Raw genomic sequence first — 15960 nt, 5'->3', positions numbered from 1 at the left:
CTAAACAACGATTAGGGGGAAAATAGGATGGAATATATGAAAAAAGCGGACGTATTTGAACAGACCTCTTCACATGACGTGGAACAAACGGTGAAGTCGATTATTGAAAATGTAAAAGCAGGCGGGGATGATGCCGTACGGGAATATGAAAAAAAATTCGGTGATTCCGATCGTCCGGTCCGGGTTAGTGAAGAGGAGATCGAGCATTGTATCAGGACTCTTCCAGAAGAGGTAAAGGTGCTGATCGATCGAGTCGTGGAAAGAGTATCCGATTTTGCTAAAGCACAGTTGAGCTGCCTCACTCCATTCGAAAAGGATTTTGGCGAGGGCATTAAGATGGGACATAGAATCGTACCGATCGAAAAGGTGGGGGCTTATGTTCCAGGGGGGAGATTCCCGTTATTATCATCAGGACCCATGGTCGTTGCACCGGCAAAGGTAGCAGGAGCAAAAAGAATCGTTGCAGCAAGCCCGGCCAATTATGAAGGCGGTATCCATCCGGCCGTTTTATATGGCTTGATCCGCTCCGGTGCTACAGACATTTTTGCAATTGGCGGGGCGCAGGCCATCGCTGCCATGGCATATGGAACAGAATCCATCCCGGAAGTGGATATCATCGCTGGACCAGGAAACCGGTTTGTAGCAGAAGCAAAACGTCAAGTGTTCGGTAAAGTGGGCATAGACCTTATTGCCGGACCAAGTGAAGTGATGGTTTTTGCTGATGATTCGGCTTCACCTCAGAAAATAGCGGCCGATTTACTTGCCCAGGCAGAACACGATCCGTACGCACGGGCCATTCTTGTCACAATGTCCAGAACGGTTGCCGAAGAAACGGAAAAAGCAATCGAAGGCTTTTTGAAAACCTTCTCACCATCTTCCCCTGCACACGAATCATGGGAAAAAAGAGGGGAAATCATTTATGCAGATTCATTACAAGAAGGACTGGATATTTGCAATGATTATGCCATTGAACATCTGCATTTGCATATCCAAAATAGCCGTGAATTGATGGATAAACTAAATAATTATGGATCATTATTCCTTGATGAAGGCAGTTCCGTCGTCTTCTCTGACAAAGTCTCTGGAACGAACCATACATTGCCGACGCAAAAGGCAGCAAGATATACAGGGGGACTTTGGGCAGGAAGTTATGTGAAGGTCATGACCCATCAGGAAATCACAGGTCAAGGCATTCAATTCCTGGCATCCCATGCGGAAGATCAATCCGAAATCGAAGGCTTGGAAGGCCATAAATTATCGGCCACTGTCAGGTTGACAGAATGTGCTTCTAAATGATTATGATTGCTGAAAACGCATTCAATTAAGGAATGCCTCTGCTGCAGCCCTTGAAGAAATGGATACTCCCACTCTGCCTGAAATGCCAGGTGGATGGGCTGTATCTGCAGATTAGATTTTAACCCTGGAAAATATACAAGAATATGTGTAAATACTAATAGCATCGCCTTTCTGTCCAGTGGGACGAGAGGGAGGGGAATGAAAGGGTGGAATATATGGACAAAACTAATAAAATTAATAATCGGAAAGAAACCATCTTATTCTTTATCATTAGCTTGTTGTTCTTTGTCACCATTACCGCATTTGATCCATTTATCTCCTCTTATGCTAAAGATCTTGGGTTCGATTCAGTTATTATAGGCAGTATAATCGGAATTTCAGGGATTGTGGCCTTATTGACACGACTTCCGATAGGTGTATTTTCGGATATGCTGCATAAACGAAGATTGTTTATCCAAATGGGGTTGCTGATAACGATTGTAATGTGGACGCTAGCCTTTTTTATACCTAATGCTACTACATTGTACCTTGGGAAAATTTCGGATGGTTTAACTGGTTCCACCTGGGTTATTTACAATGTTATGTTCGCTTCTTATTTTGGTGTGAAGGAAGCTGCAAAAGCAGTGGCGATATTGGGTGTTGCATCGCCGGTTGGCTCCATACTAGGGACAACCATCGGTGCATTAGTGGCCAATAGTTATGGGTATCGGTATAGCTTTTTAGTAGCGGTGGCCGCCGCCATACTTGCGTTTGTTTTAACATTTTTCACAAAAGACCTCAGCATTAAAGGGGTAAAAGTAAAATACGATAAAAAAATACTTGTCGAGCAAATCACCGATAAAAAAATCTGGGTCATTTCCGTTTTGGCAACGATTGCTTTGATGGTCACCATTGGAACAAGGGATACGTTCACACCTTTAGTTGCAACCGACCTTGGAGCCAATCCGCTATTGATTGGCATGCTGGCAAACACACATCTGATCATATATGGCTTAGCCGCAGGATTATGCGGAGCCCTTTTTTATAAAAAAATCGGTTTAATGAATACGGCGATTTTGGGAGCGGTATTACAAGGGGTCATCATCATATTGATTCCTTATGCTGAAAATTTAACGATGCTTTTTCTATTGCAGGCATTCCAAGGTTTTGGTTACGGGCTGATCTTTACGGTCGTCACTTCCTGGGCTGTTGAAAATATCCCGGAGATTAAACAATCTACGAGAATGGGCCTGTTCCAAAGTTTATATTCGGCTGGAATGTTTTTGGGACCCGTCCTAATTGGCATCTTGATTGAAGTGTTTTCAAGATCCACAGGTTACCTGATCATGGGGGCATTATCAATTGCTTCAACCATTCTTATCAAAACCTCCATAAAACGCTCAAAAAAAGAAGCTTCCAATGAAGAATTTCCTCTTGAAGAGATGCTGATTAATAGAAAATGATTCTTTGAAACAGGAAAGAGCAGACCTTAACGGGTCTGCTCTTTTTTAGTTTGAGTCGGATCCTATATTTAATAAAACTACTATGTCATTTAAGGCTGAGCGTCAAATTAATATTAATTAATATTTGGTTTTGTACACAATGTTTTACCTGAAAATTAATAATTGGGGCGGGTGTGCGAGACTCCTGCGGGAAAAGCGCGTCAAGGGGAGACCCCGCAGGCGCATGCCGAGGAGGCTCGCGGACCGCCCGTGGAAAGCGAGTGCCCTACGTTCCAATCGACGCTGGTAAATCTTGATAATCTAAGACTATCATAGGGTCCAATTTACTTCACGTTATCAATAAAATGCATGCAGATTGTCTTAATGGCCATAATGATTTTTATTCACAAAATTTCATTAATATTGACCGTATCAATCTATGACTTTATCATAACAGCAGGATAATGATAATCATTTTCAATTATGATTAACTCGTTAAGAAGGTATAGATGACGGGAAGGGTGCAAAATATGAGGGAATCTAGAAAAGTAAGAACGTTTGGGGGAGGAGCATTCATCCTGTTACTTGCTATTATGGTGATGTTATCAGGATGTAATAATTCTCAAAAAACAACAGAAGCAGAGAAAACTTCTGCTGATACAAGTAATCAAGAAATAAGGACGATTAAGCATGAAATGGGAGAAACGGAAATGAAAGATACTCCGAAAAAAATAGTTACACTTGAGTTATCTTTCGTTGATTCTTTAAATGCCCTAGGGATAAAACCTATCGGGATATCGGATGACAACAAAAAAGAGATGATTACAAAACTTGTAGGTCAAGAGATGGATTATACTTCTGTAGGAACACGCGAGCAGCCTAATTTAGAGGTGATCAGTTCTTTACAGCCGGATTTAATCATTGCGGATGCTGAGCGGCATAAAGGGATTTATAAAGATTTACAGCAGATTGCTCCTACCATCGTTTTAAAAAGTCGGGAATCTACCTATCAAGAAAATCTGGATTCATTTAAAACGATTGCAAAGGCAGTAAACCAGGAAGATGCTGCAGCAAAAAGATTGAGCGAGCATGAAAAAACGATTAAGGAACTTAAATCAAAGCTTACTGTTGATTCAAATATGACGGTTTTACCAGCAGTTGTACGAGATACTTCATTCCAAGCCCATACTTCATCTTCTTATGATGGAGAATTGCTTGAGCGCATGGGATTGAAAAATGCCATTCAGCAGGAACTGCCACATGCTGAGATGAATCTGGAGCAGCTTGTCGAGATTGATCCGGATGTGCTGCTTTTAGCGAACAATGAGGGTAAGTTACTTACTGATGAGTGGAAAGACAATCCTCTTTGGAAAGACTTGAAGGCTGTAAAAAACGGACAAGTGTATAGTGTTGATCGAGATTTATGGACGAGATACCGCGGTGTTGTATCCGCAGAGGCCATTGCTAAAGACACTTTAAAAATGCTTGGAGAAGAATAGACGAACAAAAGCGAAGTAAGAGATCCCATTCTTACTTCGCTTTCCATTAGGATTAAATTTTGTCAGGAAGTGTGTTGTATGGTCAATGGAAACTGTAGGTAGAAGTAAACTGAAAGTATTATGTACGGCTATAGCTGGAATCGTTTTGTTAATTTTAGGCATCCTGGCGAGTATTTCTGTGGGAGCGGCCGATATTGATGCATCAATGGTTTTGAAGTCCTTTTTTGATGCCGACTCGTCCAAGGAACAGACTATTATCAGGACTCTTCGATTGCCACGAGCTTTAGTTGGGGCGTTGGTCGGTGCTAATTTAGCGGTAGCGGGTGCTCTCATGCAGGCTATTACCCGGAATTCATTAGCTTCTCCGCAAGTGTTTGGTGTTAATGCCGGTGCCTCATTTTTTATTGTGTCAGCTTTTGTTTTCTTTCCTAACCTTTCTTCCGTGTCTCTAGTATGCGTTGCATTCATTGGTGCAGCAATGGGAGGGATGGCAGTCTATTCTTTTGCTACGGGAGGAGGAATGACCCAAGTGAAGCTGGCATTGGCTGGAATGGCTGTTCACTTTTTTTTATCTTCTTTAACGCAAGGCATGATCATATTTAGTGAACAAGCGAAAGATGTGCTCTATTGGTTAGTCGGGTCTATTAGTGGAAAAACATGGGCGCACGTGAACATGATCCTTCCTTGGTCTCTTTTCGGTCTGCTTGTTGCTGCCATATTCTCTCGCTCTGTTTCCATCCTTGTCTTAGGAGAAAATATGGCGCAGGGACTTGGGCAGCGGGTGTACCGAATCCGTATTTTGGCAGGAATATTGGTGATCATTTTGGCAGGATCTTCGGTTGCCGTCGCAGGCCCAGTGGGATTTGTGGGATTGATCATTCCTCATATCGTCAGGAGACTGGTGGGCGGGGATTATCGAAGAATCATCCCTTTTTCTGCATTATTCGGCGCTTTACTCTTAGTTTACGCAGATATTCTCGCACGTTTCATCGCTTATCCTTTTGAGTCGCCGGTAGGCATCGTAACCGCTATAATCGGTGCGCCATTCTTTCTTTATTTAGCGAAGAGAGGGAGGAATATTAAGCAATGAAACTAAAACGGACATTTGGGTTGAAATCAACTTTGTCCCCTTATTCCATTATCCTGTTGCTGACTGTTACCGTGCTGATTTTAGCAATCGTGAGCCTGGGCTTAGGGGCCATTTATATTTCACCTTTAGAAATTCTCCAAAATTTCCTTGGAAATGGCATGCAAAGCCAGACATTCATTCTGCACAACTATCGCATACCGCGCATTCTAATTGCCGTGATAGTGGGGGCCGGATTGGCAACGGCCGGGGCCATTCTGCAAGGAGTCCTTCGAAATCCGCTGGCTTCTCCAGATGTGATTGGGGTAACAAAAGGGGCCGGATTGGCAGCAGTTATCGTCATTGTTTTATTTCCGCAATCGCCCATTTTCATACTGCCTCTTTCAGCCTTTATCGGAGCGGCGGTCATGGCGGCCATTTTGATGATATTTGTTTATAAAAAAGGAGCACAACCAAATACGCTAGCTTTGGTCGGAATCGCTTTAGGGGCCATATGTCAAGCTGGCATAGAGTATTTCATGGTCAAGTTCCCGGATGATGTAAACACGACACTGCTGTGGTTGACTGGCAGTCTATGGGGAAGAGGATGGGATCAAGTATTCATTTTGCTTCCATGTCTTGTGCTTGTACCGGTATTGATTGCATTAACTTCTAAAATGGATGTACTGAGCCTTGGAGACGATATAGCTACAGGTCTCGGTGAAAGGTCAAAATTACTGCGTTATATATTGTTAAGTGTTTCTGTCATATTGATCGGAGTCTGTGTAGCTGCGGTTGGTTCGATCGGGTTCATTGGTTTGATCGCCCCCCATATTGCAAGGAGAGTGGTAGGGTCAAAATTCAAGGTTTTACTTCCCGCTTCAGCTCTTTTTGGTTCGATCTTTCTACTTGTTGCCGATAGCCTGGGAAGAGGATTATTCCCTCCAATAGAAATCCCCGCCGGAATTATCACTGCGGTGATTGGTGTACCATATTTTTTATATCTATTGCGCCGTGAAAGAAAAATAACATAAGGAAGGCTGAATATCATGACAACATTATCAGCAGAGCATCTTTCGCTCTCTTATGGGGCAACTCAAATCATTGATAATATTGATTTGGAAATTCCTGAAGGTAAGATCAGTATAATCATTGGTTCCAATGGTTGTGGCAAATCTACGATTCTGCGGTCTCTAGCTAGATTATTGATGCCGCAGCAAGGCACGATCTATTTAGATGGAAAGGCCATTCATCAGCAATCTTCCAAAGAAGTGGCCAAGAAATTGGCCATCTTACCCCAAGCTCCGGAAGCTCCGGAAGATATAACCGTTAAAGAATTATGCTATTATGGCAGGCATCCGCACAAAGGCTTATTTTCCAGACAAACCCCAGAAGATCATAGGATTGTCGACCGTGCCTTATCAGCAACAAAAATGACGGAGTTCGCTGATCGGACATTGGATGCATTATCTGGAGGACAAAGGCAAAGAGCATGGATTTCGATGGCCTTGGTACAAGAAACCGACCTTTTACTGTTAGATGAACCGACAACCTATCTAGATTTAGCGCACCAAATTGAAATATTGGAATTACTGCGCGATTTAAACGAAACGTATGGACGCACGATTGTCATGGTTCTGCATGATTTGAATCAAGCGGCACAGTATGCCGATCATCTGATTAGCATCAAGCAGGGAAAAATCTATAAAGAGGGACCGCCTGAAACGGTATTCACAAAAGAGATGATCAAGGACGTTTTCAGACTGGAATGCTGTATTATTGAAAACCCTGTTGATCAAACGCCTCTATGCATTCCCATTGGTTTATCTCAGGATTGAAAAACTAATTCTGATAAAGTTAGAGATGCATGTAGAGTCTATCGAAGTCAAAAAAACATCAGGGGGATTTCCCATCCCCCTGATGTTTTTTTGTTCTTATTTATTTCCTGGGGCAGGTTGATCGACCCCTGTAATTCTATGTCTATGCCCATCATCTTCCGTTGTATAAAAATCATAGTAATGAACATGCATTCCATTTCCAACCGGAATGGGCGGTCCCGAATATGCCTTATAATAATGGGAATGTCCATCCTCAAATAACACATATCCTTCAGTATAATGAATATGTCCTCCCTCTTGTGATGAAATTGGCGGGGATGTTACATCTAAACATTGATGGACATGGCCGTCCGCTATGGAAGTATAATCAACAGATCCATGATTGTGATGTGGTACAAACCCAGATACAAAATCATTTTTTCCTACCTTATTCAATCTCTTCACCCCTTGTACATAATAAAAAACGTTTTATAAAACATATGCTTGGAACAACAAGATGATTCTTAACGACAAATTTATGGAAGGAGGGGTTAAAACGTGGAAAACCAGAATCATAATATAATAATTCCACAGTTAAATGTTAAAATGGAAAGACTTATATATTAAAGGAGACTACTATTTTGGAAGCCAAATGTATTACATTCTATGAATTTGGGGATCCGCAAACGGTTTTAAAAGTTGAAAATAAATGTATTCAAAAACCTTTCGAGGGGGAAGTCCTCGTTCGGATGATCACACGTCCCATTAATCCGTCTGACTTGCTGCCCATTCGCGGTGCCTATTCCCACCGAATCCCTTTGCCTTCCATACCTGGTTATGAAGGGGTCGGCATTGTAGAAGAGGTGGGTCCAGCGGTTTCGAAAGAGCTGATAGGCAAGCGAGTTCTGCCTTTGCGCGGTGAAGGGACCTGGCAGGATTATGTTAAAACATCAGCGGAGCTGGCAATCGTCATTCCGGATTCGATTGAAGACCATATAGCAGCGCAATTATATATAAACCCGATAACTGCATGGCTTATCTGTACTGAAGTATTAACTTTGAAACCGGATGATGTATTACTCGTAAATGCTTGCGGATCTTCCATTGGCCGTATACTCGCCCAGTTATCCAAGATTCTTGGATTTAAGCTGATTGCTGTAACGAGAAACGATAAGTATACGGAAGAACTGCTTGAACTTGGTGCGTCATATGTGATTGATACATCCCGATCATCATTGCATGATACAGTGATGGAAATGACGAATGGTCGCGGTGCGAAAGCGGCCATAGATTCAGTGGGCGGCATCGATGGTTCAGAACTAGCTTTTTGTGTACGGCCTAAGGGCATCTTATTAACGATTGGCCTTTTATCAGGACAGTCTGTGAATTGGGCGGAAATTTCACAAAGGACAAAAGTGGATGTTAGAATGTTTCATCTTCGGCATTGGAATCAGCAGGCTTCCGTTCGAACTTGGCATGAAACATTTAACCTTTTGATGGGGTTCATTGCAGATGAAAAGTTGAAGTTCATGATGCCGGATTCCCACTACAGCCTTCAAGATGTTCAAGAAGCGATTATTGTCACGAGCAATAAAGGGAAGATATTTTTAAGCAGCTGATTTCGCAAAGGATAACTACTTAATTGAAGGAAGCATTCATCTTGGTGCTCTTCCAATAGGTTCCTAAGGTAAAGGGAAATGGCCCCTGATAATATGGAATTACTTGATTACCTGTAAGGTGCTAGTTTAGAATGCGGAATAGGACATGTTGATACTGATACAACTTTGGAGGAAATACTTATGAAAACAATATATGTGAATGCTACATTTTTTACGATGGACAAGGAAAACCAAATCATTGAAAACGGCATGATGATTGTACAAGATCATACCATATCCTACATCGGCCAGCATGATGAACAACAATTGGCAGATGCAGATCAAGTGGTCAACCTTGGCGGAAAATGGATCATGCCAGGCCTTGTGAATGCCCATTCGCATATTGTAATGACCCTTTTACGCGGTATCGGGGACGATATGCTGCTGAAGCCATGGCTTGAAACGAAAATATGGCCGATCGAAAGCCAGTTTACAACGGAAATCGCCTCTGTAAGTTCACAGCTAGGCATTATGGAAATGATGAAATCAGGAACCACGACATTTTCGGATATGTTCAATCCTAATGGAATAGATGCAGGTGCTGTCATGGAGACGATAGGCGAAACAGGAATGCGCGGAGCCTTTTCCTATACGATCTTCAGCTTGGGTACAGAAAAAGACCAGAAAGCGAACCTCATGGGGGCTGAGCAGTTTTCAAAAAACTATAAAGCATTTGCCGATGGCCGCCTGACTACCATGGTCGCACCGCATAGCCCATATGCCTGCACACCTGAAGCGATCATGGAAAGTGCACGAATTGCAAAAGAGAATGATTTGATGGTGCACATCCACGTATCGGAAACGGACTTTGAAATCCTCGACATCGAAAAACGGTACGGATCCCGTCCTGTCGAGCACCTTCGCCGTCTAGGCCTGTTCGATCAGCCTACCGTCATGGCACATGGAGTGGTCCTTAATGATGAAGAGCGGGCGATCCTAAAACAGCATGATGTTCGCGTTGCCCATAATCCAATCAGTAACCTGAAGCTCGGATCTGGGATAGCAGATGTCGTCAGCCTTCTTGATGCAGGCATTAAAGTGGGAGTGGCAACAGATGGCGTCGCCTCCAATAACAACTTCGATATGTTCGAAGAAATGAGGACAGCCGCATTACTGCAAAAAGGCATGTATAAGGATGCCACAAAATTCCCTGCCCAAACAGCACTCGCCATGGCCACAAGAATGGGCGCCGAAGCGATAGGCATGGGTCACACAGGATCACTGGAAGCTGGTAAAAAAGCGGATTTCATCACCATTTACCCATATAACAAAGAACACCTGCAGCCACTGAGTGAAGCCTATTCGCACCTGCTTTATGCAGCACGCGGAAATGACGTATGTGATGTTTACATCGATGGCAAAATGGTCGTGAAAGATGGCCGCTGCTTAACGATCGATGAAGAAAAAGTAATCGCCGAAACCAATCGTCTGCAAGGAACCCTATCACGATAACACTGATGGGAGAACAACCGGATGCCCAAAGAAAGGAGCTGCCATTTGCAGCTCCTTTTTTTTATGGGTTGGGGAGTAAATATTTAGAGGTAAAAAAGGAATGGCCGCTAGTATTGTGGAATAAATGGTTTACTTAGAAATCTGTTGTGAGTCCAGTTACGAAGTAAGCCAGCTAAAAATAGTAATATAATGGGGACGGCAAAAACGTTAAAAACGAGAAAATGCCGCTGACCGCAAGATGAGCCAACTGCTAATCAGCAAGCAGCTGGATAAAAAAACTTAAATCGCATGGTTCATGAATTACTGAAAATCTACGTATTAATTATTCACGATTTTCCTATTTCGTTTCTTCGAGGGAAATGGTTGAAAAAGGAGGACAAGATGAATGGACAGGGAATCTTCATTATTAAAAGAGCATTTGTATCAGCTGGAGGAGAAATTGTTAAAATCTGAAGTTCGTACATCTCCAGAAGTGCTTTCATCCTTATTGAAAGATGATTTCTTTGAGTTCGGCAGTTCGGGTAACATATGGTCAAAAAGCGATTTTATGGGGCAAGAGGGAGCCGGAGCGGTGAACATGACATTAAGTCAATTTGAGATGCATCGATTGTCTGATGATACCGTGCTAACTACATACCGGATTTTTGATGAAGATAAGCTGGAACATACCTTAAGAAGTTCAATCTGGAAATGTGCGAATGGAAGATGGCAAATGTTTTTTCATCAAGGTACAAAAACAAAAGGGCTCCTTTAAGCTTTTTTTTTATGAAAAAGAAAGTTTTTAAATTTTGAAAGGTACATGAGTTTTCCTAGCATGAAAACTATTTCACTAAAATGATAGGGGTGGATGAAGTTGATTTTTCGTACCATTGATACGGACAAGGATAAAGATACTATCATTAATTTCCGGAAAGATTCCTTTGTTGTAAGTTTTGGAACTGATGCTGGTTTTGGAGATGAACATGCCTATTTGCAACGAATGGAAGAAAGGGTCCGCAAATTTCCGGATGGACAGGTGATCATTGAAAAGGACCAAGAACCGATTGGACAAATGGAACTTCAAATTCGGGAGTATGAAGGAACTGAAATTGGCTATGTGAATCTATTTTATCTTATTCCCGAATACCGCAGTAAAGGCCTTGGCAAGGAATTGGTTCGCTACGCAGAAAACTTTTTCAGGCAATTTAATGTATCCGAATATCACTTAAGGGTTTCTCCGGATAATCAAAGGGCGATTTCTTTATATACGAATTCAGGCATGGTGAAGATAAGGGAAGAAAATGAAAAATACCCTGTATGGAGAATGAGTAAATCATTATATTAATATAATTAAAAAGTATCAATTCACTATACTATGAAACTATTTAGAGCGATGAAAAATATGGTTGACTTTAGCGAAATTAGAATATATAGTGAAGGACATAATTAAATATAACGTTAATTCTTATCAAGAGATGTGGAGGGACTTGGCCCTATGATACCTCGGCAGCGGGTTTTTACTTTTGTAAAAATACTGTGCTAATTCCAACGGACGAAAGTTTGAAAGATAAGAAGGAGCTTTTCTTAGATAATTAATTTAAGAGTTTACTCTTTTTTATGTCTAAAAGAGGCCTCTTCTGTCTGATGACGGAAGAGGCCTCTTTTGTTTATTCAAAATGTATATGGTTATTTGGAGAATTGGTGCAATTACTCGTGAGTTTGACAGAATTTAACCCTATCATTATGAAGCGTTGCAAAGCTCTTCTCTCTGGATAAGGAATTCGTACAAATAAACAGCATGGGGGGAGATTGGATGATTGAGTTTCAAGGTGTTAAAAAGGTTTATCAAACAAAGAAACAGACTGTCGAGGCTTTGAAGGGCATTGATTTGACAGTGGAAAAGGGGGATATATTCGGGGTAGTCGGTTATAGCGGGGCCGGAAAGAGTACGTTGATCAGGTTGGTGAATTTGCTTGAACATCCTTCAGATGGTTCGGTGGTTGTTGGGGGCAAGGATTTAACCAAATTAAGCCCGAAGGAATTACGGGCAGAAAAGAAAAAAATCGGGATGATCTTTCAGCATTTCAACTTACTAAACTCAAAAACTGTTTTTGATAATATTGCCATGCCGCTGGTTTTATCGGGAACTCCAGCTAAGGAAATCAAAGAACGTGTAGGCGAGCTATTGGAGTTCGTTGGCTTATCGAGCAAAGCAAAGAGTTATCCGGAACAACTATCCGGCGGGCAAAAGCAGCGGATCGGCATTGCGAGGGCGTTGGCTACGAATCCATCGATCTTATTGTGTGATGAAGCTACGTCGGCATTGGATCCACAAACAACGAGTGCAGTTCTGCAGCTCTTAAAAAAAATTAATAAAGAATACAATATCACCATTTTGCTAATCACTCATGAGATGTCTGTCATTCGGGAAATTTGCAATAAGGTAGCGGTCATGGAGGGCGGCTGCGTCGTTGAACAAGGTTCGGTTTTCGAAGTTTTTGCCAAGCCGCAAACGGATATTGCAAAAAACTTCGTGAGAACGGTCATACATGACGAAATTCCACAAAGTTTCTTAAAAAGCATAGGGTCCCATATCCCGATTATTTGGAAAATTAATTTTATTGGAACTACTTCGGGTACTCCTTTACTTTCAACCATCTCGAAGAAATATGATGTTCATTTAAGTGTCTTATCAGCCAATATTTCTGAAATCCAGGAAACTCCTTTCGGGAATTTGATCATCGAAGTGACGGGGAGCAAAAATGAGGTCGACAAGGCTTATCAATATATTAAAGATGAGGGGATTCTCGTCCAGGAGGTGCAAGTATAAATGGGTAATACGCTTTGGGGAATGGAAATAACGGCAGACCAGCTGTCGACAGCTTTCGGTGACACACTTTATATGGTAGCCATCTCATTGATATTTTCCGGATTGATCGGGCTTCCGCTCGGTATCCTGCTTGTCATTACAAGAAAGGGTCACATCCTGGAGAATAAATGGATTTTTAATGTATTGAACCCGATCATCAATATCCTGCGGTCCGTTCCTTTCATCATCTTGCTTGTAGCACTCATTCCGTTTACAAGAATGATTGTCGGCAGTGCGATCGGAACGAATGCGGCCATTGTTCCGCTAATCTTTTACGCGGCTCCTTATATTGCCCGGCTTGTGGAAAACTCGCTGTTGGAAGTGGACAAAGGGATCATCGAGGCAGCTCAGGCGATGGGGGCGACAACATGGCAAATCATTTACCGCTTTTTGATTCCCGAGGGACTTAGTTCGTTAATCCTGACATTTACAACAGCGACTATCGGGCTTGTTGGATCTACCGCGATGGCAGGTGCCGTCGGTGCAGGCGGGGTCGGGGATTTAGCCTTGGCTTACGGTTACCAAAGGTTCGATACGATGACGATGATCGTCACAGTGGCGGCGCTCGTGATCATCGTTCAATTATTGCAATCCACCGGGAATTTTGTTTCAAGAAAAATCAGAAGAAGATAAAACTAACAGGAGGCAGGAAAAATGAAAAAAATCTTATTAACGATCATGGTATTGGCATTGGCCATCGTGGCTTCAGCATGCGGGAATGAAGAGGGTGCATCAGGGAGTTCGGGTGATGTGAAAACAGTGAAAGTCGGTGTCAGCAGCGGGGATACGAGAACATGGGAATACATTGTCGACTTGGCGAAAGAGGACGGACTTAATATCGAACTGGTCACTTTCAATGATTATATCCAACCGAACCTTGCGTTAAGCGAAGGTGAAATTGATGCCAATTCATTCCAGACCGTCGCCTATTTCGATGAATTCGTTCAAGATCAAAATCTGAAATTGGAGGCCATCGGGTCGACTGTCATTGCACCTATGGGCCTTTATTCGAAAAAACATAAAAGTCTCAAAGATCTTCCGGATGGTGCTACGGTAGCCGTTCCGAATGAAGCAACAAACTTTGGCCGTGCACTGCTCCTGCTTCAGGAAGCTGGATTGATTACATTGAAAGAAGAATTCAATGGATCGGGATCATTGGAAATCATTAAGGAAAATCCGAAAAACTTGAAAATCCAGCCTGTTGCTGCCGGCAATACACCGCGTCTATTGGATGATGCCGATGCTTCAGCCATCAATAATAACTTTGCCGTCGAAGCAGGCCTTACATTAAAAGATTCTTTATTCCATGAAAGTAAAACGGCGAAACCATATATTAATATCATTGCAGTTAAAAAGGGTAATGCCGATCGTCCTGAGCTGCAAAAATTAGTGGAGCTTTATCAATCGAAAGAAGTGGAAGCGTTCATTGAAAAAACGTTTAAAGGAAACACCATTCCTGCCTATGTTTCAGTAGATGAATTAGTGAATTACCAGGATGCATGGACAAAACCAGCTAATGAAAAGTAATGGATGTATTCAAGAAAAAGGGGAGATTAAGACATGGCGAGAGAATCAGTGCTGAAGCAGCATAAGCAAATCATTGAAGATCATATCGACCTTCATTCCGAATTATATATCGAAACGAGCCAAGCCATTCATGCCAAACCTGAAATTGGAAATCAAGAGTTCTTCGCTTCGGATACATTAACCGGAATACTTCAAAATGAAGGATTTGAAGTGACCCGCAATATTGCCGGGCATGAAACAGGGTTCATCGCCAAAAAAACCTCTTCAAAGAAAGGACCTACAATTGCCTTTTTAGCCGAGTATGATGCATTGCCCGGTTTAGGCCATGCTTGCGGCCATAATATCATCGGCACAACGAGTGTGGCGGCAGGCATTTCCCTGGCTCAAGTGCTGGAGGAAACGGGCGGAGAGGTGATCGTTTTCGGAACACCGGCTGAAGAGGGCGGGCCGAATGGAAGTGCAAAAGGAAGCTTTGTGAAGCACGGTCTATTTGATGGGGTGGATGCGGCCATCCTTATCCATCCTGCAGGAAAAACGGGTGTAACAAGTCCGTTTTTGGCTGTCGACCCCCTTGATTTTCATTTTTACGGGAAGTCAGCACATGCAGCAGCTGCACCTGAAGAAGGCGTGAATGCGCTTGACGGGGTGATTCAGCTGTTCAATGGCATTAATGCTTTGCGCCAGCAGCTCCCGGCCGAGGTCAAAATTCACGGAATCATCACCAATGGCGGGGAAGCGCCTAACATCATTCCTGAATATGCTTCCGCCAGATTTTACATTAGAGCAACAACGTGGAAACTTTGCCAAGAAGTATCCAATAAAATACGTGCTGTTGCTGAAGGGGCGGCACTTGCCACAGGAAGCACGGTTAAAGTGGAACGTTTCCAAAATGAAGTACTCGATTTTGTCATCAATCCAGTTCTGGATGGACTGCTAAAAGAAGAACTGACTCAATTAGGGGAAGCGGTGGCTCCTCGAAAAGAGAGTGGCTTTGGCTCGACGGATGCAGGTAATGTAAGCCATGTAGTGCCGACAGCACATCCTTATATAAAAATTGGACATGATGAGTTGATTGCCCATACGAATGAATTCCGCGACTGTGCCAAATCTCCTGCTGGAGACAAAGCCATCCTGACCGGAGCAAAAGCTCTAGCACTTACGGGGTATAAATTGCTTTCGGATAAAGACCTGTTAGATCAAGTGAAAGCGGCATTTCATGAAGCGAAGCAAACGGAAAAATTTTGAGTAGCAGCCATTATTTTTTCGATTCTTGTATAATCGCCTAATAACCTTATTATCTCGTTAATCCCTGTGATTCTTGCGTTATACATTATTGTCACGAACAGTTATAAGTAAAGGAATGAATTTTATTTGTT

At 42.5% G+C, this 15960-nt stretch carries 15 protein-coding genes and 1 riboswitch; of the genes, 14 read left to right on the top strand and 1 reads right to left on the bottom strand.

Annotation, left to right across the window (positions count from 1 at the left end; all coding sequences use genetic code 11):
* The first annotated feature begins 27 nt into the window (after nt 1–27).
* From hisD to MKX49_RS20105, 6 genes are all read left to right on the top strand, one after another.
* Entirely contained in the window at nt 28–1296 is a 1269-nt protein-coding gene (gene hisD / locus MKX49_RS20130) for a histidinol dehydrogenase (RefSeq protein ID WP_340877519.1), read from the top strand.
* Between the two features lie 215 nt (nt 1297–1511).
* The gene (locus MKX49_RS20125; RefSeq protein WP_072273850.1) at nt 1512–2738 is read left to right on the top strand and encodes an MFS transporter; all 1227 of its coding nucleotides are present in this window, start codon (nt 1512–1514) and stop codon (nt 2736–2738) included.
* Between the two features lie 509 nt (nt 2739–3247).
* Nucleotides 3248–4216, top strand: coding sequence for an ABC transporter substrate-binding protein (locus tag MKX49_RS20120; protein WP_340877517.1), 969 nt, complete (start codon nt 3248–3250; stop codon nt 4214–4216).
* 85 nt (nt 4217–4301) lie between these two features.
* Entirely contained in the window at nt 4302–5306 is a 1005-nt protein-coding gene (locus MKX49_RS20115; RefSeq protein ID WP_340877516.1) for a FecCD family ABC transporter permease, read from the top strand.
* Nucleotides 5303–6316 carry a FecCD family ABC transporter permease gene (locus MKX49_RS20110; RefSeq protein ID WP_340877515.1) on the top strand — a complete coding sequence of 338 codons (1014 nt, stop codon included), beginning with the start codon at nt 5303–5305 and terminating at the stop codon, nt 6314–6316. The genes MKX49_RS20115 and MKX49_RS20110 overlap by 4 nt, the downstream gene beginning before the upstream one ends.
* Nucleotides 6317–6331: 15 nt before the next feature.
* On the top strand, nt 6332–7120 hold the full coding sequence (locus MKX49_RS20105) for an ABC transporter ATP-binding protein (protein ID WP_095393428.1): 789 nt from the start codon (nt 6332–6334) through the stop codon (nt 7118–7120).
* A 96-nt stretch (nt 7121–7216) separates the two neighbouring features.
* Here MKX49_RS20105 and MKX49_RS20100 read toward each other — a convergent pair whose 3' ends face one another.
* Nucleotides 7217–7555 (bottom strand): YmaF family protein, encoded by a 339-nt coding sequence (locus MKX49_RS20100; RefSeq protein ID WP_053537360.1) that lies wholly within the window; start codon nt 7553–7555, stop codon nt 7217–7219.
* A 185-nt stretch (nt 7556–7740) separates the two neighbouring features.
* Between MKX49_RS20100 and MKX49_RS20095 the strand changes: the two genes are divergently transcribed.
* The 8 genes from MKX49_RS20095 to MKX49_RS20060 all read left to right on the top strand — a co-directional run bounded on the left by MKX49_RS20095 (nt 7741) and on the right by MKX49_RS20060 (nt 15829).
* Nucleotides 7741–8718, top strand: a complete 978-nt coding sequence (locus MKX49_RS20095; protein WP_340877514.1) for a zinc-dependent alcohol dehydrogenase family protein — start codon at nt 7741–7743, stop codon at nt 8716–8718.
* A gap of 180 nt (nt 8719–8898) precedes the next feature.
* Nucleotides 8899–10209 (top strand): amidohydrolase family protein, encoded by a 1311-nt coding sequence (locus MKX49_RS20090; RefSeq protein ID WP_133350417.1) that lies wholly within the window; start codon nt 8899–8901, stop codon nt 10207–10209.
* Between the two features lie 385 nt (nt 10210–10594).
* Entirely contained in the window at nt 10595–10963 is a 369-nt protein-coding gene (locus MKX49_RS20085; protein WP_340877513.1) for a nuclear transport factor 2 family protein, read from the top strand.
* Between the two features lie 93 nt (nt 10964–11056).
* A complete protein-coding gene (locus tag MKX49_RS20080) occupies nt 11057–11533 on the top strand; it encodes a GNAT family N-acetyltransferase (protein WP_340877512.1) in 477 nt (158 codons plus the stop codon).
* Nucleotides 11534–11650: 117 nt separating this feature from the next.
* Nucleotides 11651–11762: riboswitch (SAM riboswitch) on the top strand.
* Nucleotides 11763–12001: 239 nt separating this feature from the next.
* A complete protein-coding gene (locus tag MKX49_RS20075) occupies nt 12002–13018 on the top strand; it encodes a methionine ABC transporter ATP-binding protein (RefSeq protein WP_072273526.1) in 1017 nt (338 codons plus the stop codon).
* Nucleotides 13019–13039: 21 nt separating this feature from the next.
* Nucleotides 13040–13690, top strand: coding sequence for a methionine ABC transporter permease (locus MKX49_RS20070; protein ID WP_048687362.1), 651 nt, complete (start codon nt 13040–13042; stop codon nt 13688–13690).
* Nucleotides 13691–13711: 21 nt separating this feature from the next.
* Complete coding sequence (locus MKX49_RS20065; protein WP_340877511.1) at nt 13712–14584, top strand: MetQ/NlpA family ABC transporter substrate-binding protein; 873 nt, start codon at nt 13712–13714, stop codon at nt 14582–14584.
* Nucleotides 14585–14617: 33 nt separating this feature from the next.
* Nucleotides 14618–15829, top strand: a complete 1212-nt coding sequence (locus tag MKX49_RS20060) for a M20 family metallopeptidase (protein WP_340877510.1) — start codon at nt 14618–14620, stop codon at nt 15827–15829.
* Nucleotides 15830–15960: the final 131 nt, after the last annotated feature.

It is taken from the genome of Peribacillus sp. FSL M8-0224, assembly GCF_038003055.1.
In the GTDB taxonomy this organism is placed as follows: Bacteria; Bacillota; Bacilli; order Bacillales; family DSM-1321; genus Peribacillus; species Peribacillus frigoritolerans.
The sequence above is the reverse complement of the archived record's forward strand: the minus strand, read 5'-3'. Positions and strand labels throughout refer to the sequence as shown.

Coding starts and splice junctions, on each gene's coding strand:
- hisD (WP_340877519.1), top strand. CDS start 28: ATGGAATATATGAAAAAAGCGGACGTATTTGAACAGACCTCTTCACAT.
- MKX49_RS20125 (WP_072273850.1), top strand. CDS start 1,512: ATGGACAAAACTAATAAAATTAATAATCGGAAAGAAACCATCTTATTC.
- MKX49_RS20120 (WP_340877517.1), top strand. CDS start 3,248: ATGAGGGAATCTAGAAAAGTAAGAACGTTTGGGGGAGGAGCATTCATC.
- MKX49_RS20115 (WP_340877516.1), top strand. CDS start 4,302: ATGGAAACTGTAGGTAGAAGTAAACTGAAAGTATTATGTACGGCTATA.
- MKX49_RS20110 (WP_340877515.1), top strand. CDS start 5,303: ATGAAACTAAAACGGACATTTGGGTTGAAATCAACTTTGTCCCCTTAT.
- MKX49_RS20105 (WP_095393428.1), top strand. CDS start 6,332: ATGACAACATTATCAGCAGAGCATCTTTCGCTCTCTTATGGGGCAACT.
- MKX49_RS20090 (WP_133350417.1), top strand. CDS start 8,899: ATGAAAACAATATATGTGAATGCTACATTTTTTACGATGGACAAGGAA.
- MKX49_RS20085 (WP_340877513.1), top strand. CDS start 10,595: ATGGACAGGGAATCTTCATTATTAAAAGAGCATTTGTATCAGCTGGAG.
- MKX49_RS20080 (WP_340877512.1), top strand. CDS start 11,057: ATGAAGTTGATTTTTCGTACCATTGATACGGACAAGGATAAAGATACT.
- MKX49_RS20075 (WP_072273526.1), top strand. CDS start 12,002: ATGATTGAGTTTCAAGGTGTTAAAAAGGTTTATCAAACAAAGAAACAG.
- MKX49_RS20070 (WP_048687362.1), top strand. CDS start 13,040: ATGGAAATAACGGCAGACCAGCTGTCGACAGCTTTCGGTGACACACTT.
- MKX49_RS20065 (WP_340877511.1), top strand. CDS start 13,712: ATGAAAAAAATCTTATTAACGATCATGGTATTGGCATTGGCCATCGTG.
- MKX49_RS20060 (WP_340877510.1), top strand. CDS start 14,618: ATGGCGAGAGAATCAGTGCTGAAGCAGCATAAGCAAATCATTGAAGAT.